Origin of the sequence: Intrasporangium sp. (assembly GCF_051961875.1) — a bacterium.
In the GTDB taxonomy this organism is placed as follows: Bacteria; Actinomycetota; Actinomycetes; order Actinomycetales; family Dermatophilaceae; genus Intrasporangium_A.
This window is the reverse complement of record NZ_JBQCCV010000307.1, coordinates 13195-38656: the sequence shown is the minus strand read 5'-3', so window position 1 is coordinate 38656 and position 25462 is coordinate 13195. Positions and strand designations below refer to the sequence as shown.

23 protein-coding genes are annotated in these 25462 nt (G+C 71.7%); 15 read left to right on the top strand and 8 right to left on the bottom strand.

All coding sequences use genetic code 11. The features are described 5' to 3' along the window. Positions 1-41 precede the first annotated feature (41 nt). From ACTHJJ_RS18955 to galE, 8 genes are all read left to right on the top strand, one after another. The gene (locus tag ACTHJJ_RS18955; RefSeq protein WP_440304504.1) at positions 42-824 is read left to right on the top strand and encodes a hypothetical protein; all 783 of its coding nucleotides are present in this window, start codon (positions 42-44) and stop codon (positions 822-824) included. A 116-nt stretch (positions 825-940) separates the two neighbouring features. Continuing rightward, entirely contained in the window at positions 941-2395 is a 1455-nt protein-coding gene (locus ACTHJJ_RS18950) for a cytochrome ubiquinol oxidase subunit I (protein ID WP_440304503.1), read from the top strand. A gap of 11 nt (positions 2396-2406) precedes the next feature. Then, the gene (cydB, locus tag ACTHJJ_RS18945) at positions 2407-3474 is read left to right on the top strand and encodes a cytochrome d ubiquinol oxidase subunit II (RefSeq protein WP_440304502.1); all 1068 of its coding nucleotides are present in this window, start codon (positions 2407-2409) and stop codon (positions 3472-3474) included. A gap of 16 nt (positions 3475-3490) precedes the next feature. After that, the gene (gene cydD, locus ACTHJJ_RS18940) at positions 3491-5158 is read left to right on the top strand and encodes a thiol reductant ABC exporter subunit CydD (protein WP_440304501.1); all 1668 of its coding nucleotides are present in this window, start codon (positions 3491-3493) and stop codon (positions 5156-5158) included. Further along, complete coding sequence (gene cydC / locus ACTHJJ_RS18935) at positions 5155-6960, top strand: thiol reductant ABC exporter subunit CydC (protein WP_440304500.1); 1806 nt, start codon at positions 5155-5157, stop codon at positions 6958-6960. The genes cydD and cydC overlap by 4 nt, the downstream gene beginning before the upstream one ends. Positions 6961-6973: 13 nt before the next feature. Beyond that, entirely contained in the window at positions 6974-7417 is a 444-nt protein-coding gene (locus ACTHJJ_RS18930; RefSeq protein ID WP_440304499.1) for a BlaI/MecI/CopY family transcriptional regulator, read from the top strand. 6 nt (positions 7418-7423) lie between these two features. Continuing rightward, entirely contained in the window at positions 7424-8311 is an 888-nt protein-coding gene (locus tag ACTHJJ_RS18925) for a M56 family metallopeptidase (protein ID WP_440304498.1), read from the top strand. Between the two features lie 177 nt (positions 8312-8488). After that, positions 8489-9511: a UDP-glucose 4-epimerase GalE gene (galE, locus tag ACTHJJ_RS18920; RefSeq protein WP_440304497.1), complete on the top strand. Its 1023-nt coding sequence runs from the start codon at positions 8489-8491 to the stop codon at positions 9509-9511. Between the two features lie 22 nt (positions 9512-9533). Here galE and ACTHJJ_RS18915 read toward each other — a convergent pair whose 3' ends face one another. Then, on the bottom strand, positions 9534-10877 hold the full coding sequence (locus ACTHJJ_RS18915; RefSeq protein ID WP_440304496.1) for an MFS transporter: 1344 nt from the start codon (positions 10875-10877) through the stop codon (positions 9534-9536). 129 nt (positions 10878-11006) lie between these two features. Further along, the gene (locus ACTHJJ_RS18910; protein ID WP_440304495.1) at positions 11007-11402 is read right to left on the bottom strand and encodes a YybH family protein; all 396 of its coding nucleotides are present in this window, start codon (positions 11400-11402) and stop codon (positions 11007-11009) included. 73 nt (positions 11403-11475) lie between these two features. Between ACTHJJ_RS18910 and ACTHJJ_RS18905 the strand changes: the two genes are divergently transcribed. From ACTHJJ_RS18905 to ACTHJJ_RS18885, 5 genes are all read left to right on the top strand, one after another. Further along, positions 11476-11973 carry a low molecular weight protein-tyrosine-phosphatase gene (locus ACTHJJ_RS18905; protein ID WP_440304494.1) on the top strand — a complete coding sequence of 166 codons (498 nt, stop codon included), beginning with the start codon at positions 11476-11478 and terminating at the stop codon, positions 11971-11973. Positions 11974-11976: 3 nt separating this feature from the next. After that, positions 11977-12771, top strand: coding sequence for a VOC family protein (locus ACTHJJ_RS18900; RefSeq protein ID WP_440304493.1), 795 nt, complete (start codon positions 11977-11979; stop codon positions 12769-12771). A gap of 115 nt (positions 12772-12886) precedes the next feature. After that, a complete protein-coding gene (locus ACTHJJ_RS18895; protein WP_440304492.1) occupies positions 12887-13672 on the top strand; it encodes a VOC family protein in 786 nt (261 codons plus the stop codon). A gap of 184 nt (positions 13673-13856) precedes the next feature. Continuing rightward, on the top strand, positions 13857-15266 hold the full coding sequence (gene purB, locus ACTHJJ_RS18890) for an adenylosuccinate lyase (RefSeq protein ID WP_440304491.1): 1410 nt from the start codon (positions 13857-13859) through the stop codon (positions 15264-15266). A gap of 154 nt (positions 15267-15420) precedes the next feature. Further along, positions 15421-17853, top strand: a complete 2433-nt coding sequence (locus tag ACTHJJ_RS18885; protein WP_440304490.1) for a heavy metal translocating P-type ATPase — start codon at positions 15421-15423, stop codon at positions 17851-17853. Positions 17854-17916: 63 nt separating this feature from the next. On the opposite strand, the gene ACTHJJ_RS18880 is transcribed toward ACTHJJ_RS18885, so the two are convergent. Next, positions 17917-18552, bottom strand: a complete 636-nt coding sequence (locus ACTHJJ_RS18880) for a VOC family protein (RefSeq protein WP_440304489.1) — start codon at positions 18550-18552, stop codon at positions 17917-17919. Between the two features lie 108 nt (positions 18553-18660). Further along, on the bottom strand, positions 18661-19506 hold the full coding sequence (locus ACTHJJ_RS18875; RefSeq protein WP_440304488.1) for a TrmH family RNA methyltransferase: 846 nt from the start codon (positions 19504-19506) through the stop codon (positions 18661-18663). Positions 19507-19556: 50 nt separating this feature from the next. Here ACTHJJ_RS18875 and ACTHJJ_RS18870 point away from each other — a divergent pair, with 50 nt between their 5' ends. After that, positions 19557-20027, top strand: coding sequence for a DedA family protein (locus tag ACTHJJ_RS18870; protein ID WP_440304487.1), 471 nt, complete (start codon positions 19557-19559; stop codon positions 20025-20027). Here ACTHJJ_RS18870 and ACTHJJ_RS18865 read toward each other — a convergent pair. After that, entirely contained in the window at positions 19990-21135 is a 1146-nt protein-coding gene (locus tag ACTHJJ_RS18865; protein WP_440304486.1) for an ATP-binding protein, read from the bottom strand. The two genes, ACTHJJ_RS18870 and ACTHJJ_RS18865, sit on opposite strands and share 38 nt — an antisense overlap. Before the next feature lie 74 nt (positions 21136-21209). On the opposite strand from ACTHJJ_RS18865, the gene ACTHJJ_RS18860 reads away from it, so the two are divergent. Continuing rightward, the gene (locus ACTHJJ_RS18860) at positions 21210-22433 is read left to right on the top strand and encodes a 4-alpha-glucanotransferase (RefSeq protein ID WP_440304485.1); all 1224 of its coding nucleotides are present in this window, start codon (positions 21210-21212) and stop codon (positions 22431-22433) included. Here ACTHJJ_RS18860 and ACTHJJ_RS18855 read toward each other — a convergent pair. The 3 genes from ACTHJJ_RS18855 to ACTHJJ_RS18845 all read right to left on the bottom strand — a co-directional run bounded on the left by ACTHJJ_RS18855 (position 22408) and on the right by ACTHJJ_RS18845 (position 25403). Next, the gene (locus ACTHJJ_RS18855) at positions 22408-23655 is read right to left on the bottom strand and encodes an RNA polymerase sigma factor (protein ID WP_440304519.1); all 1248 of its coding nucleotides are present in this window, start codon (positions 23653-23655) and stop codon (positions 22408-22410) included. The genes ACTHJJ_RS18860 and ACTHJJ_RS18855 overlap by 26 nt on opposite strands. A gap of 144 nt (positions 23656-23799) precedes the next feature. Next, on the bottom strand, positions 23800-24237 hold the full coding sequence (locus ACTHJJ_RS18850) for a YciI family protein (RefSeq protein WP_440304484.1): 438 nt from the start codon (positions 24235-24237) through the stop codon (positions 23800-23802). Positions 24238-24545: 308 nt separating this feature from the next. Next, positions 24546-25403 carry an HAD family hydrolase gene (locus tag ACTHJJ_RS18845; protein ID WP_440304483.1) on the bottom strand — a complete coding sequence of 286 codons (858 nt, stop codon included), beginning with the start codon at positions 25401-25403 and terminating at the stop codon, positions 24546-24548. Between the last annotated feature and the right edge of the window lie 59 nt (positions 25404-25462).

The window sequence follows — 25462 nt, the reverse complement described above, 5'->3', positions numbered from 1 at the left end:
GCCTGCCGCACGGAGACCACGACGTATCGAAGGGGTTCGCTATGCGCTTCTCGTCCACCCGACGGGCACCGGCGGCGTTACGCGTCGCAGTTCTCGCCGCTGCCCTCTGCGCGCTCGTCACCGTCTGTCTCGGGCCACCGGCCCCCGCTCTCGACGGTCCCGTCATCAGCGGCAGCACCGCCGACTGCGTGAGGATCGCCGCTGACCCTCACTCCGTCACCGTCATCGGAGACTCGCTCACCAAGCTGTCCATCGAGCACGTGAGGGCCGCGTTCCAAGAGGCCGGCAGACCCCTTTGCTACAACGCGCAGTCAGGCCGCCGCTCTGACCAGGCGGTCGCCGTCGGGAAGCAGCTGCGCGAGACCGGACAGCTCGGCCAGACGGTCGTGCTCGCCCTCGGCACCAACGACACCGTCCTCGACACGTCCGTGCTGAACGCGGCGTACGAGTCGCTGCTCGAGGACACAGCGCCGCGCACGACGACGTTCGCGATCGGGTGGCGCGGACCGGACCCGGCGAACTCCGCCCGGGTGCAGGACCTGATGACCGACTGGGACGCGGCGAGCGCCCGCGTGCACTCCATGCGGTGGGGTGACGTCGTCGCGGCACACCCGGAGTACCTCCTGGGTGACCGGTTCCACCTGACCGGCGACGGGCAGGTCGCGTACGCAGCGTTCCTTCTCGCCGCCGCTGAGCGCCAGGACCTCACGAGGGGCGCGGCTGAGGCGGCCGTGACGATCGCCAACCTGCCCGCCGCGCTCGCGCGGCTCATGGTCCCCGCCGCGCCGAACGCCTCACCGGAGATCCACTTCCCGCACCCCTGACGCTCGACGATCGGCGGCTCAGGCGGGATTGGGAGGACCCCCCGTATCGCCCGAGGTACTACTCGACGTAGTATCTACTACGTTCCGTAGTGAAAAGGCCCTCCGGGAGACAAACCGTGGATGCAACCGATCTGGCGAGATGGCAGTTCGCCATCACGACCGTCTACCACTTCCTCTTCGTCCCGATCACGATCGGCCTGTCCGCCGTCGTCGCGTGGTTCCACACGAAGTGGGTCCGCACCCACGACCCGGAGTGGATGCGGCTCGCGAAGTTCTTCGGCAAGCTCTTCACGATCAACTTCGCCCTCGGGCTCGTCACCGGCATCGTCCAGGAGTTCCAGTTCGGCATGAACTGGTCGGACTACAGCAGGTTCGTCGGTGACATCTTCGGTGCGCCGCTCGCGATCGAGGCGCTGCTCGCCTTCTTCCTCGAATCGACCTTCCTCGGCCTCTGGATCTTCGGCTGGGGCCGCATTCCGGAGAAGCTGCACGCGGCGACGATGTGGATCGTCCACATCGGCACGCTCCTGTCGGCCTACTTCATCCTCGCGGCCAACTCCTTCATGCAGCACCCCGTCGGCTACGAGTACAACCCGGCCACGGGCCGCGCCGAGCTGACCGACTTCTTCGCCGTGCTCACCAACAAGGTGCAGCTCGTCACCTTCCCGCACGTCGCCCTGGCCGCCTACATGGTGGGCGGCGGCGTCATCATGGGCGTGAGCCTGCACCTGATGCGCCGCGAGGCGATCCGGAAGGCCCCCGACGCGCCGCTCTACCGCAAGGCTGCCCGGATCGGCGCGGTCGTCACGCTCGTCGCCGGCCTCGGCGTTGCCCTCACCGGCGACGTCCAGGGCAAGATCATGACCGAGGTCCAGCCGATGAAGATGGCCGCGGCCGAGGCGATCTACGACTCGGTGCCGGCCGGCGAGGGCGCCCCCTTCTCCGTGCTCACCATCGGCTCGCTCGACGGCCAGCACACGAACGCGCTCATCGAGGTGCCCGGCCTGCTGAGCTTCCTCGCGACCGGGTCGTTCAGCGGCGCGGTCGAGGGCATCAACGACCTTCGCGCCCAGTACCTGAGCACCTACGGCGCCTCGGGCAACCCACTGGTCCAGGACGCAGCGACCCGCTACGTGCCGAACATCCCGACCACGTACTGGACCTTCCGGCTCATGATCGGGGTGGGGATGGCGGCCGCCGCCATCGCGGTTGCCGTCCTGTGGCTGACCCGGAAGGGCCGGACCCCCACGCACCGCCTCCTCTACTGGGCCGCGATCGCCGCGCCGATCCTGCCGGTCATCGGCAACTCCTTCGGGTGGATCTTCACGGAGGTCGGCCGCCAGCCGTGGCTCGTCTTCGGGCTCATGACGACCGGTGCCGGCGTCTCGCCCGGGGTGTCGATGGGTGAGGTCATCACGTCGATGGCCGTCTTCACCCTGCTCTACGGCGCGCTCGCTGTCGTCGAGATCAAGCTCTTCCTCACCTACGTGCGCCGAGGGGCCGAGCCTCACGAGCCGCCCCAGGGACCGTCCGACCGGGACGAGGATGCTCCCCTCGTCTTCGCCTACTGAGAGGGCTGGTCATGGAGCTCAGCACCGTCTGGTTCATCATCATCGGCGTCCTCTGGACCGGCTACTTCGTCCTCGAGGGGTTCGACTTCGGCGTCGGCGTCCTCCTGCCCGTCCTCGGTGGCCGCAAGCGGGCCGCCGCGGACGTGGCCGCCACCGCGGCCGACGCGGAGGTCGAGAAGCGTCGCCGGGTCATGCTCAACACGATCGGCCCTGTCTGGGACGGCAACGAGGTGTGGGTCCTCACGGCGGGCGGGGCGACCTTCGCCGCGTTCCCCCACTGGTACGCCACGATGTTCAGCGGCTTCTACCTCCCGCTCCTGCTTATCCTCGTCGCCCTCATCCTGCGCAACCTCGGCTTCGAGTACCGCCACAAGCGGCCGGAGGAGAGCTGGAAGCGCCGCTGGGACCTCGCCATCTTCTGGGGCTCGCTCGTCCCGGCGTTCCTCTGGGGCGTCGCCCTGACGAACCTCGTCGTCGGCGTGCCGATCAACGAGGCGAAGGAGTACACCGGCAACCTGTTCACGTTGCTGAACCCCACCGCCTTGCTCGGCGGCCTCACCTTCGTCGCGCTCTTCGTCACGCACGGCGCGATCTTCCTCGCGCTCAAGACGGACGGGCAGATCCGGCTCGACGCCCGCCGCATCGCGACCCGTGCGGGCGTACCGGCCGCCGGCCTCGCCGTGCTGCTCCTGCTCGTCCTCGGCCTGCAGCACGGCGGTCTCGCCTCGTGGCTGACGACGGTCGTCGCGGCCGTGGCCCTCGTCGGCGCGCTGTGGTCCAACACGCGGGACCGAGAAGGGTTCGCCTTCATCGGGACCGCGGTCACGATCGCGATGGCGGTGGCGACCTACTTCCTCCTGCTGTTCCCCAACGTCATGCCCTCGACGACGAACCCGGCGTGGAGCCTCACGACCGAGAACGCGTCCAGCTCGCACTACACGCTCACCGTCATGACGATCGTCGCGGTGATCTTCACGCCGCTCGTCCTGCTCTACCAGGGCTGGACCTACTGGGTGTTCCGCAAGCGCATCACGACGCAGCACATCCCCGCCGACGTCGTGCTCGAGCACGCCCACTGACCGGGGGACACCAGACGTGAAGCCGTTCGACCTGCGCCTGCTCCGGACCGTCCCCACGGTCCGTACGCCGATCGCTGCCCTCACGGCGGTCGGGGTGCTGAGCGGCGTGCTCACGGTCACGACGGCTTTCGCGCTCAGCGCCCTCGTCGTCGCCGTCGTCGACGGGACGTCGGTGACGACACCGGCGGTCTGGCTGGCGGCGCTGTTCGGGGCACGTGCGCTCCTCGCGGCCGGGTCCGACATCGTCTCCGCGTGGGCCGGCGCGGCGGTCTCCACCCGGCTGCGATCGGCCCTGCTCGGCGCGTGGGGGCGGCTCCCGGTGGAACGCCGACCGGACGCAGACTCCGCCGTCACCCTCGCCACGTCGGGAGCAACCGCCGTCGAGCCGTATGCCGCGCGCTACCTGCCCACCCTCCTGACCGCCGCGCTCGTCCCCGTCTTCGCGATCGCCACCCTCGCCGTCGTGGACTGGCCGAGCGCGGTCATCGTCGTGCTGACCCTGCCGCTCCTGCCCGTCTTCGCCGCGCTGATCGGCAAGGCGACGCAGGCCTCGACCGAGCGCCGGTGGGCCGCCCTCGCCCAGCTGTCGGGACACTTCCTGGACGTGGTCCGAGGCCTGCCGACGCTCGTCGGCTACGGGCGAGCGCGGCGCCAGGCCGGGGTCGTCGAGGAGATCAGCGAGCGCCACCGCAGTGCCACGATGGCGACCCTCCGGATCGCGTTCCTCAGCTCGGCGGCGCTCGAGCTGCTCGCCAGCATCTCCGTCGCCATCGTCGCCGTCGTCGTGGGCCTACGCCTCTCGTGGGGGTCGATGTCCCTCGGCGCGGGGCTCGTCGCGATCCTCCTGTCCCCCGAGGCCTACTGGCCGATCCGCCGCGTCGGGGCCGAGTTCCACTCCGCCGCCGACGGCGCCGTCGCCCTCGACGAGATCCTCGCCCACCTCGAGGCCTCCCCGAACGGGCCGGGAGGGATCGAGCGCGCCGCTCTGCCCTCCAGCTCGCCCTCGAGCGGTCCGTTCGCGGAAGTGGGGGCGGTGGAGTACCGGTATGCCGCCGAGCTCGCTCCCGTCATCCGTGACCTGACGCTTCGGCTGGCTCCCGGCCTCACCGTGGTGACCGGGCCTTCGGGGGTCGGCAAGTCCACGCTGCTCGAGCTCCTCGCCGGGCTCCGGACCCCGACGACGGGCACGGTCACGGCTCCACCGGCCCACCTCGTCACCCAGCGGCCCTTCATCCCGGCCGGCACTGTGCGGGCTGCCGTGACCCTCGGTCACCCCGCGGGCGACGAGGCGGTGTGGGAGGCACTGCGCCGCGTCGGCCTCGACGGCGTCGTCGCGGCCCTGCCGGGGAACCTCGACGCCGCCCTCGGCGACGACGGGTTCGGACTGTCGGCCGGGCAGCGGCAGCGGATCGCCCTCGCCCGCGCCTGGCTCTCGACCGAGGCGCTGGTGCTGCTCGACGAGCCGACCGCCCACCTCGACGGTGACGCCGCCCGGGAGGCCCACCAGCTCATCGGTGAGCTCGCCGAACGCCGCGTCGTCGTCGCCGTGACACACCGCCCGGAGCTGGTGACCCTCGCCGACCACCACGTCCACCTCAACCCACCCACCCCTGCCCGGGATGAGGTGTTCGCCTATGCGGGCCGAGCACCGGAATACCTCAACCGAGAGGAGGAACCGCGATGAAGATGTGGATCGCCAACGCTGCGACGACCGACCCAAGGGCCAGGGGCGGCAGCACCTCCACCGCACCCTGCTCCACTGCGTCCACGTCCTCCGCCGCAACATCCTCCGCCGCCGCCACCCTGCCACGAGAAGAGGTGTCCGGGTGGGCGCACCGTGCACCGGAATACCTCAAACCGGGGAAGGGTCTGGCCCGACCCGCCCCCGGCATCGTCAGGGGCGGCATTCTCGGTGGGATCGCCTCCGCCTCCGGCATGGCCCTCACCGCGACGAGCGGCTGGCTCATCGTCCGCGCGGCGGAGCGACCCATCATCCTCACGCTGATGACGGCGATCGTCGCCGTCCGGACCTTCGGCATCGCCCGGCCGGTGTTCCGCTACTGGGAGCGCCTCGTCAGCCACGACGCGGCCCTCGCGCTCCTCGCTCGACGGCGGCGCGCGGCATACACCGCCTTGATCCCGCTCACCCCGGCGCGACTGGGCCGTCGCCGCAGGTCCGATGTGTTGACCGGAGTCGTCGACGACCTCGACGACGTCGTCGACGCGCAGGTGCGCGTCACGGTCCCCGTGATCTCGTCGCTCGTCGCGGGCATGCTCGCGATCGGCCTGACGAGCTGGCTCGTCCCGGGCGTCGGGCTGGTTCTCACCGGACTGGCCGCCGCCATCGTGCTCGTCTGTGTGCTCGCCTACCGGCTCGAGTCACGTTCTCTGACAGAGCTGCTCAGCGCCCGCGCCGAGGTGACCAGGGTCAGCGAGCTGATGACGAGCCAGGCAACCGAGCTGCGCGCCGTCGGCGGGTGGCGCACCGCGCTCGGCTGGCTCGACGAGGCCCAGGCGACGTTCACGGCCGCGACCCGCCGGCAGAGCCTGGGACGGGCCACCGCCTCGGCGGCGTTCCTGCTGCTCGTCGGCGGCGCCGTCGTCCTCACCGCCGTCGTCGTGTGGCCGCTGCCGCTCGCCGCACCCGCCAAGGCGCTGCTCCTGCTCACCCCCGTCGCGGTCAGCGAGGTCGTCACGCCGCTCACCGATGCCATGCGGGCCCTCGCCCGGGCCAAGGGCAGCGAGGCACGCATCGACGCACTGCTCGGCCTCGACCCGGCCGTCGGCGCCGGCGGCACCACCGACCTGCCGGCCAGGGCCGGCGCCCCGCGCATCGCCGCGCACGGCCTCACAGCCTCGTGGACCGGCGGGAGGACCGACGTCGGGCCGATCACGCTCGACGTACCCGCCGGTTCACGAGTCGCCCTCGTCGGCGCGAACGGGTCGGGCAAGTCCACCCTCCTCGCCGTCCTCGCCCGCCACCTCGAGCCGACGGGTGGCGCCCTGACCTGGGACGGCGTCGATGTCACCGACCTCCGGACCGGCCGTGTCCGCGACCAGGTCGCCGTCGTCGACGACCAGCCCCACATCTTCGCGAGCACCCTGCGCGCCAACCTCAGCCTCGCCCGACCGGCCGCCACCGACGACGACCTGACGGACGCCCTCGCGCGGGCCGGACTGCGGCCTCTCCTCGCCGCGCTCCCCGAGGGACTCGACACCCGCATCGGAGAAGGCGGCCGGGGGCTGTCCGGCGGCGAGCGTGCCCGGCTCGCCATCGCCCGCGCGCATCTCAGCCGCCGGCCCGTCATCCTCCTCGACGAGCCCGTCGCCCACCTCGACCCGCCGACGGCCACGGCCGTCGTCACCGACCTCCTGGCCGCGGACGATCGCCGCGGTCCCCACCGAACCATCGTGATGGCCACCCACCGGCCGGAGGGGCTCTCGCTCTTCGATCAGGTGATCACGCTGAAGCGCCCGCCCGAGTAGATTTGGAGTCACCATGTCCACGACCCCCCGCAACCGCCTCGGCGACCTCGAACGTGCCGTTCTCGAGCACCTCTGGGCCGAAGGCCCGTCCCATCCCGAGGGTCTCACCGTCCGTGAGGTGCACGACGTCGTCGGCGTCCAGCGCGACCTCGCCTACACCACCTTGATGACCGTCCTCGACCGGATGGCCAAGAAGGGTCTCGTCAGCCGCGAGCGCGACGGCCGCGCCTGGCGCTACACGGCGGCGTCCTCGCGTGACGAGCTGACCTCGGAGACGATGCGCCACGCCCTCGGCGAGCTCGCCGGCACCGAGCGCCGCAGCGCCCTGCTCCACTTCCTCGACGAGTCGACCCCGGAGGAGATCGACGAGCTCCGCGCCGCCCTGGCCGAGCTCGAGGCCCGCGAGACCGCGGCCCCGACCTCGCCGGGACGGGGTCGCCGTCAGAAGGCGACCTGATACTCGGTGTACATCCTCCCGCTGGCGTTGCTGGCCGTGGCCCTCGCATGGCCTGTGCCACGGCTCATGGCGGGCTTCACCAGCTTCCGGGGCGCACCGCGGGCCGCCCTCGTCGTCTGGCAGTCGACGGCCGTGGCCGCGGTCCTGGCCGCGCTGTTCACCGCGCCGGCCGCCGTGCCGTTCATCGTGAGACAACAGTCCCGGATCGCCGAGTACCTCGGCCTCGTGGCGCTCGCCTGCGTGATCAGCGGGCTCGTCCTCGCGCGACTGCTCGTGGCCGGGCACCGGGTCGGCCGCAACCTGCGCATCGTCCGCAAACGGCACCGCGAGCTCGTCGACGTCCTCGCGGCCCACGACGACCCGCACCTGCGCGTCCTGGAGCACGCGACCCCGACCGCGTACTGTCTGCCGGGGATGAGCCGCCGCGTCGTCCTCAGCCAGGGCACCATCGACCGGCTGCCCCAGGAGGAGCTCGACGCGGTCCTCGCCCACGAGAAGGCACACCTCGCCGCCCGCCACGACCTGATCCTCGAGTTCTTCACCGTCGTCCACGAGGCGGTCCCGCCCTTCGTCCGCTCCGAGACAGCCCTGCGCGAGGTCCACCTGCTCATCGAGGTGCTCGCGGACCGGGCCGCGGTCCGGGACGTCGGGACGATGCCGACGGCGCGCGCCATCGTCGGCATGGCGGGTGGTGGGCACAGCCCGGCCGGCAGCATGGCCATGGGCTCGACCCCCTCGGCGGCCAAGCTGCGGATCGGCCTGCTCCAACCGGCCCGGATCTGGGGCATGTCCGTGCCGCTCGCCTCGGCGCTCATGTATCTCTTCGCCGCCGTGCTCGTCGCCATGCCGATCACGCTGTTGGCCATGGCCTTCGCCGGTTTCCTCGTCACCTGACCCCGACATCACGTCGGGTGAGCCCCTCGTCCCACCCTCCACACGTCGAGTGAGCCCTTCGTCCCACGCGCCTCACGTCGAGTGAGCGCTTCGTCCCGGGGACCCCAGCGGGAGGTATGTCGCTGAGCTGCGGGAAGTGGGCGGCATACCTCTGGGGGGTCGTTAGGCTTGGCGACCATGCGCGTACTCGTCAGTGGTGGGGCCGGCTACATCGGCTCGCACACCGTCGTCCAGCTCGTCACCGCGGGGCACGAGGTCGTCATCGTCGACAACTTCGCCAACAGCAAGCCGTCCGTCGTCAACCGCCTCGAGGCGCTGACGGGTGAGCACCTGCCGGTCCACGCGTTCGACCTCACCGACCACGACAAGACCGAGCACCTCTTCGCGCACGAGCAGATCGATGCCGTGATCCACTTCGCGGGCCTCAAGGCGGTCGGCGAGAGTGTCGAGATGCCGCTCGAGTACTACGAGAACAACCTCGGCTCGACGTTCTCGCTCGTCCGGGCGATGCGCCGGCACGGCGTCGACAAGCTCGTCTTCTCGTCATCCGCCACCGTCTACGGGCTCGACCAGGAGGCAGCGACCGAGGACCGCCCGACGTCAGCCACCAACCCCTATGGCTGGACCAAGGTCATGCAGGAGCAGATCCTGCGCGACATCGCCGTCGCCAACCCGTCGATGCGGTTCGCCCTGCTGCGGTACTTCAACCCGGTCGGCGCCCACGCCAGCGGCACGATCGGCGAGGACCCGCAGGGCATCCCGAACAACCTCGTGCCCTACATCGCGCAGGTCGCGGTCGGCCGCCGCGAGTACCTGAGCGTCTACGGCGACGACTACCCCACCCGCGACGGCACCGGTGAGCGCGACTACATCCACGTCGAGGACCTCGCCGCCGGACACCTCGCCGCCCTCAACCGGCTCGGCACCATGGACGAGCCGGTCGGGATCTGGAACCTCGGCACTGGGCAGAGCACCTCGGTGCTCGAGATGCTGCACGCGTTCGAGCGGGCGGTCGGGCGCGAGCTGCCCTACCGGGTCGTCGAGCGCCGCCCGGGTGATGTCGCCGTCTCGTTCGCCGACCCGAGCAGGGCGAACACCGAGCTGGGCTGGCGGGCCACCCGCACGATCGACGACATGTGCGTCGACACGTGGCGCTGGCAGAGCCAGAACCCGAAGGGCTTCCCCGACGCCGACGCCTGATCCGCGCCGATCCGCGCGCTGGTCAGGGGTGCGGGTCAAGGGCGTCGTAGTCGCGGAATGACCTCACCCGCGCGACGGCAACCCAGACGAGCACGACCACGAGCGCCCCTCCGACGAAAGGCGGCAGCCAGGTCACCGATACCGCTGCGAGCGACCCGACAAACATCTGCCCCACCCGCGGCCCGCCGGACACGACGACGGTGAAGATCCCCTGGATCCGGCCCCGGATCGCATCCGGCACCGCCGCCTGCAGGATCGTCGTGCGGAAGATGGCGCTGATGTTGTCGGAGCCACCGGCCCACGCGAGACAGGCGCACGAGGCGACCAGGCCCCACACGTTGACGTTCGCGAAGTCGGACGACTGCACCGACCAGCCCCCGACGGTCACGACGCCGAGCGCCAGGCCGAGCCCGAGGATCGCCAGCCCGTATGACGTGATCGCCGCCCGGATCGCCCGGCCCTGCCAGCGCGCTCCGGTGACCCGCCCCGAGAAGACGCTCGAGAGGATGCTGCCGACGGCATACGACGCGGTTAGCAGGCCCACGGTCACGGCACCGCCGCCCAGCACGATGGCACCGACCGCAGGGAACAGCACGATCGGCTGCCCGAACGTCATCGCGATGATGTCCACGACGAAGCTCATCCGGATGTTCGGTGCCTCGCGCAGGTAGCGCAGCCCGTGGCGCACCGCCTCGATGCCACTGACGACGTGCCCGTCCGGCGCCCGTTCCGGCTGGATGCTCGGCAGCGTCCACAGCCCGAGGAAGCCGAAGACGAAGAGCAGGACGTCGACCGTGTAGGTCCACTGGTACCCGACTCGCGCCACGAGAACGCCGGCCACGGCCGGTCCGAGGGTCACCATGAAGCCCATGGCGATGCCGTTGAGCGCCGCGGCCTGCGGCAGCAGCGACACCGGGAGCAGCCGCGGCGTGATCGCCTGCCGGGTCGCCGACGCGATGGTCGCGGCGACCGCGTTGACGGTGGTGATGACGTAGAAGACCCACACGTCCTCGAGCCGGCCCCATGCGACGGTGGCGAGCGCCACGGTGGAGAGCCAGGCGACGACCGACGACACGAGGGCGACGGCACGCCGGTCGAAGCGATCGGCGATCGCGCCGCCGTAGAGGCCGGCGGCGATCATCGGCAGGAGGGAGAACCACGCGACGAGCGACACCATGAACGTCGACCGCGTCAGGTCGTAGATGTGCAGCCCGACGGCCGTGTTCGTCATGACCGCACCGATGCCGGACAGGGTGTTGCCCGCCCACAGCCGTGCGAACGCCGGGCTGACCTGCAGCGGAGTCAGGTCGATCAGGTGCGAGGCGCGGGGGCTCGCGGAGGCAGCGGCGTCGGTCGCGTCGGACACAGGCTGCAACCTACGCCTCCGCCTCCGCGCCGCTGCCCGCCTGTTCGACGCGTGGTCGCCGATGCCGAGCCCGTATGCCGCGCAGCCTCCTTCGCGCATCTCCTCCGACGTGCCGCCGGCGTGCCTCGGTCAGGCGACCTCGCGTCGTGGGAGCTCCACCTCGTCGATCCCGAGCTCGCGGAGCCGGAAGCCGTCTCGCAGCCACTGCCAGGAGCCGTCCGCCGACTGCCTCGCGACCTGCGTGCAGACGCGGCCGTCGACGGTCCGGGTCGAGGTGCAGGCGACGCCGTTGCGGACGATCGGCGTCCCCGCCGCCTCGACCGCGAGGTCGAGACCGCGGGCCAGCGCGGCCACGAACGCCGCACCGATCTGCTCGCACCCGACCGCCTCGCGACCGTCGCGCAGGCTGACGACGGCGTCGGCGGCATACAGCTCGACGATGCCCGCCACGTCCCGCGCCGCGACGCATCGCGCGAACCGCTCCACCAGCTCCTCCGGCCCGGACGGCCCCTGTCCTGTCGTCATGGCGAAACCGTCCCATCGACCACCGACACTGTGCCTCCCGCAGCCGCCGCACCGCACGGTGTTGAATGTGCCCATGCCCCCCTCATCCCTGCATGTCACCTTCGTGTGCAGCGGCAACATCTGCAGGTCCCCGATGGGCGACGTCATCCTCACCCAGCTCGTCGAGGAGGCCGGCCTGTCCGACCGGGTCCTGGTGACCTCGAGCGGCACCGGCGACTGGCACGTCGGGGAACAGGCAGACCCGAGGACGATCGAGGTGCTGCACCGGCACGGCTACGACGGATCGACTCACCGGGCAAGGCAGTTCGACAAGACGACGTTCGACGAGGTGGACCTCGTCCTCGCCTCCGACCTCGGCCACGTGCGAGCCCTGCGGCGACTCGCCCGCACGGATGCGGACCGCGACAAGATCCGCCTCGTCCGAGAGTTCGACCCGAAGGCCGTCGCCGAGGGCACGCTCCAGACCGACGATCCCTGGTACGGCGACGAGGCCGCCTTCGCAAGGTGCTTCCGTGAGGTCGAGGCGGCCTGCCACGGGATCCTCTCTCACCTGAAGGAACGGCTCCGCTGAGTGATGGACGAGCTGAGACTGACCATCCCGGCGTATCCGGTCGGGGCCCCCTGCTGGGTGGACCTCCTTGTCACGGATCCTGCTGCGGCACAGCGCTTTTACTCTGAGCTCTTCGGCTGGACCTGGCGTCCTGGCGACGAGCAGACGGGCGGCTACCCGCTCGCCCTCCTCGACGGTGCCCCGGTCGCGGGGCTCAGCCGTCGTCCCGAAGGCGCACCGGTGCCGAGCCAGTGGACGACCTACCTGCGCGTCGATGACGTGAATGCCGCTGGGCGGGCCATCGCCCAGCACGGCGGCCGCCCACTCGGCCGTCCCGCGACGATCGGCCGGCTCGCGCGCAGCCTCATCGCGACCGGGCCGGGGGGCGCGTTCTTCGGGCTGTGGGAGCCGGGGTGGCTGCCGGGCTCCGGCACCCTCGACGAGGCCGGGGCGCTGACCTGGAACGAGCTGGCCACGCGCGAGTACGACAAGGTGCAGGCGCTCCACGAGGCCGTGTTCGGAACCGAGTTCGCCGACGAGACCGAGGAGGGCGGCCCACGGTGGGCCACCGCGTCGACCAGCGACGGCAACCCCGCCTTCGGACTCTCCGAGATCGGGTCCGAGTGGCCCGAGGACATCCCCTCCCACTGGATCGCGTCGTTCGCCACCGAGGCCATCGTCGAGACGGTCGGCACGGCACTGGCCCTGGGCGCGACCCTGCTGAACGGACCGTTCGAGGGCCCCTACGGTCTCGGCGCCGTGCTCCGAGGGCCGGAGGGCGAGGTCTTCTCGGTGCTCCTCCCGTACGAGGAGGAATGAGCCCGCCCCCCCGGTCGGGCCAGGACCGAGCCGGGGACCTGCACGGGCGCGCCTGGCGTGGTTGTCTAGGTAGGACGGCGCCGGAGCCGCCGACGCCCGGACGACAGGAGAGCGCATGCCCGCCCCAGAGTCACCGTTCGTCCCCGGTACACCGTGCTGGGCCGACCTGCTCGTCGAGGACGTCGAGCGCGCGGCCACCTTCTACGAGGAGGTCCTCGGCTGGAGGGCGCCTGCACCGACCAGCAATGAGGCCGGCTACCGCGTCGCCAAGCGCAACGGTCGCGTCGTCGCCGGCATCGGCCGGAAGCCCGTCGAGGACGTGGGGATGACCCCGACGTGGACCATCTACCTTGCGGTCGACGACCCAGGCGCCGCGACCGACCGTGCCGAGGCCGCCGGCGCAGAGGTGGGCTCCGAGCCGGACCAGGACCGGGGCTTCGGCCGGGCCGCCGTGCTCGTCGACCCGGCCGGCGCGAGCGTCGGGCTGTGGGAGACGGGCGCCCACAGCGGCATGGAGCTCCTCGGCGAGCCGGGGGCCATGTGCTGGAGCGAGACGATGAGCCGCGACTACGAGGCGTCCAAGGGTTTCTACTCGAGCGTGTTCGGCTGGCAGCTCGAGGAGATAGGCGACGGCGGGTTCCGCTATGCCGTGGCGCGCCTCGGCGAGGGCGACCCGGTCGCTGGGATCGGTGCGCTGCCGAGCGACGCCGGCATCGACGACGCATCGCAGTGGAGGGTCTACTTCGCCGTCGAGGACTGCGACGCAACCGTGGCGCGGATCCCGGGCCTCGGAGGCGGGGTGCCGCAGCTGCCCCAGGATACCCCCTACGGCCGCACAGCGGTCGTCGCCGGGCCGGAGGGAGAGACGTTCGCGATCATGCAGCTGCCCGACCGCGGCTGAGGCGGGTGGGACGGAGCGCTCACTCGACGGGCGAACCGGACCGGCACCCACGTGACTCATGGGACGGAGCGCTCACTCGACGGGGACTCCGGCGGGAGCGGGCGCCGACGCGCCCGCCGAACCGGGGTGAGCGGCATACGGGATGGTTTTGGGCGTGGCCCAGCGCGGCTGGGAGGATGACGGCATGCCCTCGCTCGCTGACGCCACCCCGCCCATCGCCCTCGGGGCGCTCGACGGTCGCTACCGGGCGGCGGTCGCGCCGCTCGTGGACCACCTGTCCGAGGCGGCGCTCAACCGGGAGCGGGTCCACGTCGAGGTGGAGTGGCTCATCTTCCAGACGAGCCACGGTGTCGTGCCCGGCGTGCGGAAGCTGACCGACGACGAGATCGCGGCGCTGCGCCGTGTCGTCACGGACTTCGGGCCGGAGCAGGTCGCCGAGCTGGGCGAGATCGAGCGGGTCACCGTCCATGACGTCAAGGCGGTCGAGTACTTCCTCAAGCGACGCCTCACGGAGATCGCACCCGCCGACGAGGACCGGGGGCTGGCCGAGCTCATCCACTTCGGCTGCACGAGCGAGGACATCAACAACCTCGCCTACGCGCTCATGGTCAAGGGCGCCGTCACCGACGTCTGGCTGCCGAAGGCGCGGGCGCTCGTCGACCAGCTCGGCACGATGGCGCGCGAGCTGCGCGACGTCCCGCTCCTCGCCCACACCCACGGCCAGCCGGCCACCCCGACGACGATGGGCAAGGAGCTCGCCGTGCTCGCGTGGCGGCTCACCCGGCAGCTGCGCCGCGTCGAGCGGCAGGAGTACCTCGGCAAGTTCAACGGCGCGACGGGCACGTATGGCGCCCACCTCCTCGCGCTGCCCGACGTCGACTGGCCAGCGGTGTCGAGGGAGTTCGTCGAGGGCCTCGGCCTGACGTGGAACCCGCTGACGACCCAGATCGAGAGCCACGACTGGCAGGCCGAGCTCTACGCCGACATGGCGCGCTTCAACCGGATCCTGCACAACCTCTGCACCGACCTCTGGACCTACATCTCGATGGGCTACTTCGCCCAGGTCCGTGGGCAGGGCACCGTCGGCTCGAGCACGATGCCGCACAAGGTCAACCCGATCCGCTTCGAGAACGCCGAGGCCAACCTGGAGGTCTCGAACGCCCTGCTCGACGTGCTCGGCTCGACCCTCGTCGAGAGCCGGCTCCAGCGGGACCTCACCGACAGCTCGATGCAGCGCAACATCGGGACCGCCTTCGGCCACTCGATGCTGGCCCTCGACAACGTCTCCCGCGGACTGGCCGGTCTCGATGCCGTCCCCGCGGCGATGGCCGCCGACCTCGAGGCCAACTGGGAGGTGCTCGCCGAGCCGATCCAGTCGGCCATGCGGGCCCTCGGCGCGCAGGGCGTGCCCGGCATGGAGGAGCCGTACGAGCGCCTCAAGGAGCTGACCCGCGGCCGCCGGATCAACGGCGACGACCTGCGCGAGTTCGTCCGCGGGCTCGGGCTGCCGGCCGAGGTCGAGGCGCGGTTCCTCGAGCTGACCCCGCAGACCTACACCGCCCTCGCGGGCCGCCTGGTCGACTACCTGCCCTGAGTCTCCTCGTCCGTCCCGTGACCTCCGACGATCGGACGCGCCCCAAACGGCCCACCCCTCAGCACCTTTCGAGCGGCCCCTCGTCGTGCCCCCGTGGCGGGAGAGCGCTTCGGGCATACGATCGAAGCGGCTCCGAGCCCGCAAGGAGAGGTTGATGACGGACAGCACGACCACCGCCGAGCCCAGCCCGCGCGAGGTCCGCCTCGCGATAACGGGCATGACGTGCGCGTCCTGCTCCGCCCGGATCGAGCGCAAGCTCGGCAGGGTCGAGGGGGTGGAGTCCGCCACCGTCAACCTGGCGACGGAGAAGGCACAGGTCGTCTACAGCGCTCCCGTCACGGTCGACCTCATCGTCGCGGAGATCGAGCGCACCGGCTACGGCGCCACCGTCATCCCGGACGGCGCCGGCGCGAAGCCGGGAGCTGGCGCCCTCCTCGACAAGCTCAACAGCCGGTATGCCGCTCACCCGGCTTCCGCCCGCACCCCTCCCGCCGCCCGGGCCGGGTCCGCCGCCCGGGCCGGGTCCGGGGGAACGGCGCGTCCGGCCGCCCCGGCGCCCGCCACCACGAAGCCTGCACGGCGGCCCTCGGCGCCTCCCACCGCCGCCTCCCCCACAGCCACGGCCGGCGAGGCAGCCGCGCCGACGCGCTGGTCCCGAGACGCGATCCTTGGCGCCTTGGCCGCCGCGGCCCTGAAGACCCGGCTCATTGTCGCGGCCGCGCTGACCGTGCCGGTCTTCCTCCTGGCCATGGTGATCCCGAGCTTCCCGGCGAGCCCCTGGCTGCAGTTCGTCCTCAGCACCCCGGTCGTCGCGTGGTGCGCCTGGCCGTTCCACCGGGCGGCGGCGGTCAACGCCCGCCACCTCGCCTCCACGATGGACACCCTCGTCTCCCTCGGGGTGCTCGCCGCCTATCTCTACTCCGTCGTCGCCCTGTTCACCGGGCAGGACCACCTCTACTTCGAGACGGCGGCGGTCGTGACGACCTTCCTGCTCGTCGGCCGCTTCCTCGAGGCGCGGGCCAAGGACAGCGGCAAAGAGGCGCTCCACTCACTGCTCGACCTCGGCGCCAAGGAGGTCTCCGTCCTCAGGGTCGACCCGCGCACCCGCATCACCGGCGAGCAGCGCATCCCCGTCGAGCACCTCGCCGTGGGCGACCAGTTCCTGGTGCGGCCCGGCGAGAAGGTGGCGACCGACGGCATCGTCCGCGACGGCTCGAGCGCGATCGACGCCAGCCTCGTCACGGGTGAGTCGGCCCCGGCCGACGTGACGGTCGGCGACGAGGTGACCGGGAGCACGATCAACACGACCGGCCGGCTCGTCGTCGAGGCGACGAAGGTCGGCAGCGACACGATGCTGGCCGGCATCCAGCGGCTCGTCGAGGCGGCCCAGACCGGCAAGGCGCCGATCCAGCGGCTCGCCGACCGGGTCTCGGCCGTCTTCGTGCCCGTCGTCCTCGGCATCGCCCTCGTCACCCTCGTCGCCTGGCTCGTCACCGGCCACGGTTTCGCCCAGTCGCTCGCCGTCTCCGTCACCGTGCTCATCATCGCCTGCCCCTGTGCCCTCGGCCTCGCCACGCCGACCGCACTCCTCGTGGGGACGGCTCGCGGCGCCCAGCTCGGCACCCTCATCAAGGGTCCCAAGGTGCTCGAGGACACGCGCCGCGTCGACACCGTCGTGCTCGACAAGACGGGCACGGTCACGACCGGGGACCTGCGGCTCAAGAAGATCGCCGTCGTCGGCCGGCTCGACAAGAAGGCGGCGCTCAAGGCAGCCGCTTCAGTCGAGCAGGGCAGCGAGCACCCCATCGCCCGAGCGATCGTCGCCGGTGCGAGGGAGGCGCAGATCCAGCTGCCGCGCATCACCGACTTCACCGCGAACCCTGGCGAGGGCGCCTCGGCCCGGATCAAGGGCACCGAGGTCACCGTCGGCAAGGCCGTCCTGTTCGACACCGTCGACGGGACCTTGATCGAGCACGCCCGCAGCACGGCGGGCACGACCGTCTTCGTCGGCTGGGACGGCACCGCACAGGCCGCGCTCACCGTCGGGGACGCCGTGCGCGACTCGTCCCGAGCGGCGGTCGAGCGGCTCCGGGCGCTGGGACTCACGCCATACCTCCTCACGGGCGACGCGGAGGCGAACGCGCGCAGCGTCGCCGAGCAGGTCGGCATCGACCCAGCGAAGGTCCGCGCCGACGTGCTCCCGACCGACAAGCACGCTGTCGTGCGCGACCTGCAGCAGCAGGGCAAGGTCGTCGCGATGGTCGGCGACGGGGTCAACGACGCAGCCGCCCTCGCCCAGGCCGACCTCGGCATCGCGATGGGCTCGGGCACCGACGTCGCCATGGATTCGGCCGACATCATCCTCGTGCGCTCGGACCTCGATGCGGCCGCCGACTCGATGGAGCTGTCCCGGGCGACGCTCAGGGTGATCAAGCAGAACCTGCTGTGGGCGTTCGGCTACAACACGCTCGCCATCCCGGTCGCGGCCTTCGGCCTGCTCAACCCGATGATCGCCGGCGGTGCGATGGCCCTGTCCTCGGTCCTCGTCGTGAGCAACTCGCTGCGGCTCAAGGCGTTCAAGCGCTGAGCCCCGAACGACAGAGAGGCCGGTCCCGGGCGGGACTGGCCTCTCTGTGAAGCATTCGGGAGGTCAGATGGTGACCTCACCGTCGGGGGTGGTGAAGGTGACCGACATCAGCCCGGGCGTGCCGCGCGGGGCGACGAAGGTGAAGTCGACGCCCTCGGGCCGGTAGTCCTCCGGCAGGCCCAGCCACTCGCGCACCCGCTCCGGGTCGCCGGCGATCTCGAGCCGCTCGAGCGCGACGCTCGTCGAGGCGCCGTTCGAGGGGTGGACGGCCATGTCCTCCCACTGCACGAAGAACGGCAGCTGCGGGTCGGCCATCAGGCCCTTGACCCCGAGCTGCCGCCACTTCAGCTCCACCCCATCGGGTCGGGTCCGGTTGCCCTCGACGGAGTCACGGCCGAGGCGCGCCTCCGCAGGGGCGATGTCGTCGACCGCGACGACCCAGCCCATCCATCCCCCGCCGGCCTCGGAGCGTGCCCGGACCGCCTGGCCGAACGGTGCCTTGTCGGACGCCGGGTGGTCGAGGACCTCGACGACCTCGAGATAGTTGTGGTTGGCCAACGGCAGGATCACGTTGCGCGTCCCGAACCGGGGATGCACCCCCCCGTCGACCGGCTCCACACCGATGAGCTTCGACAGCCGGTCAGCAGTCGCCTGCACACCGTCGGGCTCCGCCGCATAGGAGACGTGGTCAACTCGCATACAAGACATCGTGGCACACGCCAGGGGGTGCTCTTGACCACCCCCTCCGCGACGGGGAACCCGCCCAGGCGGTATGCCGCTGGGCGGGCTCCCGCCCGCGGGCGCGGCTCAGCCGGTGGTGCGCTGGCGGAGTGCCTCGTAGAGGACGATGGCCGCGGACACCGAGACATTGAGGCTGTTCGCCTTGCCACACATGGGGATTCGCACCCGGTGGGCGGCCGACTCGAGCATCCGGTCATCGACGCCGTGCTTCTCGCTGCCGACGACGACGGCGACGCGGCCGGTGTAGTCGACCTCCGTGTGCAGGCGGTCCGTCTCCGGCGTTGTCACGACGAGTGCGACGTCGTTCGCCTCCACCCACGCGAGCACCTCGTCCGTGCTCCCGGCCGCGACGGGGAGTGCGAAGACGGTCCCCTTGCTCGCACGCACGACGTTCGGGTTGCCCCAGTCCGTCACCGGGTCGGCGGCGACGACCGCGTCGACCCCCGCCGCGTCGGCAGTGCGGAGCATCGCCCCGAGGTTGCCGGGCTTCTCCACCCCCTGCGCAAGGAGGCCGAGGAAGTCCGGGCGGTCGACCGGCACCGAGCCGAGCGGCATACCGACCTGCTCGACGAGCGCGAGAAGCCCGTCGGCGCCCTCGCGGTAGGCGACCTTCTCGTAGGCCGAGCGGGACAGGTGGACCACCTCGACACCCTCGGTGCGCACCCGAGCCAGCAGGTCGGACTGGTGGCCGATGTCCTGGGAGCCGGCGCGACCCGCGGGGCTGAAGAGCTCCTCGCAGACGTAGAGCGTGCGGGGACGGACACCGGCCGCGAGCGCCAGGGCGAGCTCCTCGTAGCCCTCGACGACCGTGTGCCCGGTCTCCTCCCGCGTACGGCGGCGCCGCAGGGCGAGGAGCCCCTTGAGGCGGGGGTTCGCGGCGGAGGTGATGGTCAGCTCGCTCTGTGCAGTCATGGCGGCACCAGCATTCCATCCTTCCGCTGACGCGCCCCTATGGTGAGGCCATGCTCGACGCCCTCGCCCGGCTGCCGTTCTGGCAGGCGTTCGTCGCGCTGTGGTGCATCGTCATGCTCCGCTCCAACGCGACGTACTGGATCGGGCGGGGCGCGATCGCCGGATGGCAGCGGCTGCGGGAGCGCCCGAGCAGGGCGAGCCGGGTGCGCGCCGAGAAGCTGATCCGCCGGCTCGGCCCGTTCGCGGTGGCCCTGTCCTACCTGACCGTGGGGATCCAGACGACGATCCATCTCACGGCCGGCGCCCTGCGGATGCCGCAGCGTGTGTACCTGCCGGCGGCCGTCGTGGGCTCGGCGGCGTGGGCCGCGATCTACGCGACGATCGGGATCGCGTTCGTGCAGGCGTGGCTCGCCGCCGTGGCCGGGTCCTGGTTTGCGCTGGCCGCCGTCGTCGCGCTGCTCGTGGTCGGCGTCGTGACCTGGTTCATCGGCCGGAGACCCACTCGGCCATCCCGGGTGTGAGGAAGAGCAGGCGCGGCCCCTCCGTGTAGAGGGTGCCCTTCTTGAGGAGCCGGTCCCGCAGGTATGAGACCTGGGTCTGCGCCTTGCCGAGCTCGGCGGCCACCTGGGGCCCGGTCGCCTCACCGGTCCGGACGATGAGCGCGGCGACGGCGACGAGGTACTCCTGCTCCCTCGCGGAGGCGTCGTTCCAGCGGGCGACGTAGAGCCCCTCCTCGAGCTCCCGCCGGGCAGCGTCGAGCGCCTTGCGCGCGTGGGTGACGGTGATCCGCGATGAGCTCGCCGAGGCCCGCCAGGCGTGGTGGCCGTAGAGCTGGACCGCGTAGGGGTAGCCGCCAGAGGCCTCGACGAGCAGATCGGCGGCTGCGTCGTCCAGCGGACGGCCCGCCTCGGCTGCGGGATCGATGAGGGCCCGGCGGGCGTCGGCCGGGTCGAGCAGGCCGAGCTCCTGCCACTCTCCGCGCTCGAGGTAGGTGACCGACCGGTTGGGGTCGCGCAGGGACGGCAGGCCCGCCACGATCACGACGAGGGGCCAGTCCGCGCCCATGTGCTCCTGCAGGACGGCCGTGAACGCCGCGAGCTCGTCCCGGGTCGCGAGCTGGGCCTCGTCGAGGGTGAGGACCAGACCGGCCCCCTCCCGCATGGCGACCCGCATCGTCGCGTCGAGCGCCTGGCCGATGGGGTCGGCGGGCCCTCGTGCCTCGCCGCCGCGCTCGATCGTCAGCTCCGCCCCCACACCGAGCGCCGAAGCGGACACCTTGCCGCCCGTCACGCGGGTCCCGCGCCGGCTCGGCTGCGTGGTGTGTTCGAGGTCGAGCCGGACGGCCTCGAGCCGCTCCAGGAGGAGCGGCGTGAAGGGTCGCCTCGGCCGTACCTCGACGTGGACGGCCGGCCAGCCGAGCCGTTCGGCCGCGAGGGCCGAGGCCTCACCGAGGGCCACCGTCTTGCTGACCCCGCGGGTACCGGTGAGGATGAGCGGACGAGGCGTGCGCCCGTCGAGGGCGGCCACGTCGAGAGCCTCCCGCACGGAGGCGAGCACGCCGTCGCGTCCGACGAAGGCCGGAGGCGGCACGTTGAAGCCGGGGCGGTAGGGGTTCGGCACGCGGCTCATGTGCAAAGTATGGCGCGTATAGCGGATTATGGCGCGCCGACCGTCGGTCGAGGGCGGCATGGAAGTGTGGGTCCGTGATCACCTCTCGTGCCAGCGGCGTGCAGCTCCACCTGACCTCGTTGCCGGACGGCCGGATGGGCCCGTCCGCCCGCGACTTCGTCGACTGGCTGGAGGCCGCGGGGCAGTCGGTGTGGCAGGTCCTGCCCGTCTCGGTGCCCGACGAGCTCGGCTCGCCCTACAAGTCGCCCTCGGCGTTCACGGCCTCGCCTGCGCTTCTCGAGCACCCGGGGGCCCCCGTGTCGCCGGAGGAGCTGGCCGCCTTCGCCGAGCGCGAGTCCTACTGGGTGCGGTCGTGGACGGAGTTCGGCGGCGACCTCGCGGACCAGGTGCGGTTCGCGCGCGAGTGGGCGGACCTGCGGGCCTACGCGGCGGGGCACGGCGTGCGCATCCTCGGGGACGTGCCGATCTATGTCGCACCCGACGGTGCAGACGTCCGCGCCTGGCCGGAGATGTTCCGCGACGACGCGGTGTCCGGGTGCCCCCCGGACGCGTATGCCGCGACCGGCCAGTTCTGGGGCAACCCGCTCTATCGCTGGGACGTCGTCGCGGCCGACGGCTACCGGTGGTGGATCGAACGGCTACGCCGGTCGTTCACGCTGTTCGACTACGTCCGGCTCGACCACTTCCGTGGGTTCGTGGACTACTGGGCGATCCCGGGCGAGGCGGAGACCGCGATGGAGGGGCGCTGGGAGCACGGACCGGGGCGCGCGCTCTTCGACGCAGCCGAGGCCGAGCTGGGTGAGCTTCCGCTCCTCGCCGAGGACCTGGGCGACATCGACGCCGCGGTGATCGAGCTGCGGCGCACCCTCGGGCTGCCGGGGATGGCGGTCCTGCAGTTCGGGTTCAACCCCGCCTACGCGGACAACACCCACCACCCGGACCACCTCCAGCACGACCAGGTCGTCTACACCGGCACCCACGACAACGACACCGTGCTCGGCTGGTGGGCGACGCTGCCCGAGGTTCCGCGCGCGATGGTGCGCGAGGCAGCCGCCCGGGCCGACGTGCAGGCGGACGTCGACCGGGAGCCCTCGTGGGCCCTGATCGAGCTCGCCCTGGCCTCGCCGTGCCAGGCGTCGATGATGCAGGCCCAGGACGTGCTCTCCCTCGGGTCCGAGGCCCGGATGAACACCCCTGGCATCGAGGGCGGGTGGGACTGGCGGATGGAGAAGGGCGCACTGACGGACGCCCACGCCGAGCGGCTGCGCGCGCTCACCCAGGATGCGGGGCGCTGCTGACGTCCCCTGGCCCGGATGCTGCGGCGCCCCGCAGCAGCAGCGCGCGCTCCGCCTCGTTGTCGGTCAGCTCCGCGGCGCGGATGAACTCGGCGCGGGCCTCCGCGTGCCGGCCCAGCCGCCCGAGCAGGTCTCCCCGGACGCTCGGCAGCAGGTGGTAGTCCCCGAGCGCCCCTGACCCCACGAGAGCGTCGACGACGACGAGAGCGGCGGCCGGCCCAGCGGCATACGACAGCGCAACGGCGCGGTTGAGGTCGATGACCGGCGACGGGCGGATGCGCCCGAGCTCCTCGTACAGCGCGACGATCCGGGCCCAGTCGGTGTCCTCGGCCCGACTGGCACGGGCGTGGCAGGCCGCGATCTCGGCTTGCAGGACATACGGCCCCCGTATGCCGCCGAGCCGGCTCGCGCGCTCCAGCGCGGCGAGCGCGTGGCGGATGAGCGTCCAGTCCCACCGCGTGCGATCCTGGTCGAGCAGGAGGACCGGTGAGCCGTCCGCGGCGACGCGGGCCCGGGTGCGGGAGGCCTGGATCTCCATCAGCGCGAGCAGGCCGACGACCTCCGGCTCGGCGGGCGCCAGTGCGGTGAGGACCCGGCCCAGCCGGATCGCCTCCTCCATGAGGTCGCCGCGGACCCAGTCGCGGCCGGAGGTGGCGGCATACCCCTCGTTGAAGATCAGGTAGACGACCTCGAGGACGGAGGCGAGGCGCGCGGCGACGTCCGCGCCCGACGGGATCTCCAGCGTGACACCGTCCGCCGAGAGCGTGCGCTTGGCGCGGGAGATCCGCTGCCCGACCGCCTTCTCCTGGGCGAGGAAGGCGCGAGCGATCTCCCGGGTCGTGAGTCCGCCGATCATCCTCAGGGTCAACGCGATTCGTGACTCAGCGGTGAGGGCGGGATGGCACGCCGCGAAGATCAGCGCCAGCACGTCGTCCTTGACGTCCTCGAGTGCGAGGTCGAAGTCGGCGTCGGCGAGACCTGCCACGCGGAGCTCTTCCGCGCGACCGACCTGCTGCAGCTTGTCGCCCAGGCTGGCGTCACGCCGGATGCGGTCGATGGCCCGGCGCCGGGCGGTCGCGGTGAGCCAGGCGCCCGGCTTGTCGGGCATACCGTCGCGCGGCCACTGCTCGAGGGCCTGCACGAACGCGTCCTGCGCCAGGTCCTCGGCGAGGCTGACGTCCCCGACCAGGCGGGCGACGACGGCCGTGACCTTCGCCGCCTCCATACGCCACACCGCCTCGACGGTGCGGCGGACGTGTTCTGGATCGGTCACGCCGCCCCTCCCACCGCAGCTCGACGTGTCACCGCGGCACGGTGGCTGCGCTGACACGTCGAACCGGGGGCGGGCCGGGGCATCGAGCTGCCAGCGTCAGCCCTGCGCGGCGGCGCGGGCCGCCTGCTCACGCATTCGGGCCTCACGCTCCTGCAGCTCCGGCGTGAACGCGTCGCCGAAGTCGGCCTCGGTGAAGACCTGACGCAGCTCGAGCGTGAAGTCGTCCGCGGTCGAGCGGGGCCACTTCTTGAGCCACTCGATGGCCTCCTCCTTCGAGCTGACGTCGATGATCGTGAAGCCGGCGATGATCTCCTTGGCCTCGGCGAACGGGCCGTCGGTGACCGCGACGTTCCCGTCCGTGGTGTAGTGCAGCCGCACACCCCGGCTCGTCGGGTGCAGTCCCTCGCCGGTGACGAAGACGCCGGCGGCCAGCATCTCCTCGTTGTAGGCGGTCATGTCGGCGAGCTGCTGCTCGCTCGGCATGACACCGGCCTCGGTCTCGGCGTTGCCGGGGACGATGATCATGAAGCGCATGTCGATCTCCTGAGTGTCGTGGTCGGCGCCGCGGTGGCGCCTCACTCCTGCGTCGAACGAGCCTGCCGCCTTTCGACACCGGTTGTCAGAGATTCTTTTGCGCCCAGCCCGAGTCGCCGCGCACGCTCAGGCTCAGGCTCAGGCCATACCGCCTCTGGCCCCCCACAAACCGCCTGAGCCGAATCGGCGCTCCGGGCCTCGCTCGAGCCCTCGCCTCGTCTCCTCCGGGCTCCGGGCCTCGCTCGTTCCTCGCTCGTATCCTCACCCTGTCGTCGACAAGGACCTCGCTCGTGTCCTCACGCCTTGGTTCAGGCGGTAAACCGGGCGGTGGCCTGGGACGCCACCCCGTCCCGGAACGGCTTGCCCTCGCGGGCGGCCTCCGTGAGGGCCTCGAGGATCGGCACGAGCCCGTCGTCGTCGACGTCCCCTGCCACCTCGTCGGCGACGGCCTTGACCTCGTCGGGCGCGTTGCCCATGGCCACACCCCAAGCGGCCCAGTAGAGCATCTCGAGGTCGTTGCGCTGGTCCCCGCACGCGATGGTGTGCTGCGGCTCGACGCCGATCCGACGGCGGACGAGCTCGAGGGCCGACGCCTTGGAGACGCCTTCGGGGTTGATGTCGAGCCAGGCGGACCAGCCGACGGCGTACGAGACGCCGTGCAGACCGGCCCGCTCCACCATCTCCATGAACTCCTCGGGCGTCGACTCCGGCTGGCGCAGCGTCACGCGGGTGACCGGCTCGCCGACGAGCTCCTCCCACGGCACCTCACGGGTCACACCCATCAGCTCGCCGTCGGGGAACTGCTGCGAGACCTTGAAGCCGACTCCGAGCTCCTCCACGGCGATCCGGGCGTCCGGCAGCGCGTCGCGCAGCTGCTCGAGGACCGGACGGGGGTCGAAGGTGACCGTCTCCGCGATCGAGTAGCCGCCCGGCGGGTCCGGGTTGATCTGGATCGTGACCGCTCCGTTGGAGCAGACGGCGAAGCCGTGCCGCAGCCCGAGCTGCTCGATGATCGGGGTCGTCGCGATGATCGAGCGACCGGTCGCGATCACGACCTCGACCTCGTCGGGCAGGGCCGCGACCGCGGCCCGGACCGGCTCGGTCAGCTCGCCGGTGTGGAGCAGGGTGGTGCCGTCGAGGTCGAGGCACAGCATCCGCTTCGTCATGCGGCATACGGTACCGGCGGCGTCGGACGCCCAGACGGACGCCTCGTGGCGCCGCGGCA

Bases quoted from the DNA above. Each gene is read 5' to 3' on its own strand.
- ACTHJJ_RS18885 (WP_440304490.1), top strand. From the start codon at position 15,421: ATGACGGACAGCACGACCACCGCCGAGCCCAGCCCGCGCGAGGTCCGC.
- purB (WP_440304491.1), top strand. From the start codon at position 13,857: ATGCCCTCGCTCGCTGACGCCACCCCGCCCATCGCCCTCGGGGCGCTC.
- ACTHJJ_RS18895 (WP_440304492.1), top strand. From the start codon at position 12,887: ATGCCCGCCCCAGAGTCACCGTTCGTCCCCGGTACACCGTGCTGGGCC.
- ACTHJJ_RS18900 (WP_440304493.1), top strand. From the start codon at position 11,977: ATGGACGAGCTGAGACTGACCATCCCGGCGTATCCGGTCGGGGCCCCC.
- ACTHJJ_RS18865 (WP_440304486.1), bottom strand. From the start codon at position 21,135: ATGAGCCGCGTGCCGAACCCCTACCGCCCCGGCTTCAACGTGCCGCCT.
- ACTHJJ_RS18875 (WP_440304488.1), bottom strand. From the start codon at position 19,506: ATGACTGCACAGAGCGAGCTGACCATCACCTCCGCCGCGAACCCCCGC.
- galE (WP_440304497.1), top strand. From the start codon at position 8,489: ATGCGCGTACTCGTCAGTGGTGGGGCCGGCTACATCGGCTCGCACACC.
- ACTHJJ_RS18955 (WP_440304504.1), top strand. From the start codon at position 42: ATGCGCTTCTCGTCCACCCGACGGGCACCGGCGGCGTTACGCGTCGCA.
- ACTHJJ_RS18850 (WP_440304484.1), bottom strand. From the start codon at position 24,237: ATGCGCTTCATGATCATCGTCCCCGGCAACGCCGAGACCGAGGCCGGT.
- cydB (WP_440304502.1), top strand. From the start codon at position 2,407: ATGGAGCTCAGCACCGTCTGGTTCATCATCATCGGCGTCCTCTGGACC.
- ACTHJJ_RS18880 (WP_440304489.1), bottom strand. From the start codon at position 18,552: ATGCGAGTTGACCACGTCTCCTATGCGGCGGAGCCCGACGGTGTGCAG.
- ACTHJJ_RS18870 (WP_440304487.1), top strand. From the start codon at position 19,557: ATGCTCGACGCCCTCGCCCGGCTGCCGTTCTGGCAGGCGTTCGTCGCG.
- ACTHJJ_RS18930 (WP_440304499.1), top strand. From the start codon at position 6,974: ATGTCCACGACCCCCCGCAACCGCCTCGGCGACCTCGAACGTGCCGTT.
- ACTHJJ_RS18855 (WP_440304519.1), bottom strand. From the start codon at position 23,655: ATGGAGGCGGCGAAGGTCACGGCCGTCGTCGCCCGCCTGGTCGGGGAC.
- ACTHJJ_RS18845 (WP_440304483.1), bottom strand. From the start codon at position 25,403: ATGACGAAGCGGATGCTGTGCCTCGACCTCGACGGCACCACCCTGCTC.
- cydC (WP_440304500.1), top strand. From the start codon at position 5,155: ATGAAGATGTGGATCGCCAACGCTGCGACGACCGACCCAAGGGCCAGG.
- ACTHJJ_RS18910 (WP_440304495.1), bottom strand. From the start codon at position 11,402: ATGACGACAGGACAGGGGCCGTCCGGGCCGGAGGAGCTGGTGGAGCGG.
- ACTHJJ_RS18905 (WP_440304494.1), top strand. From the start codon at position 11,476: ATGCCCCCCTCATCCCTGCATGTCACCTTCGTGTGCAGCGGCAACATC.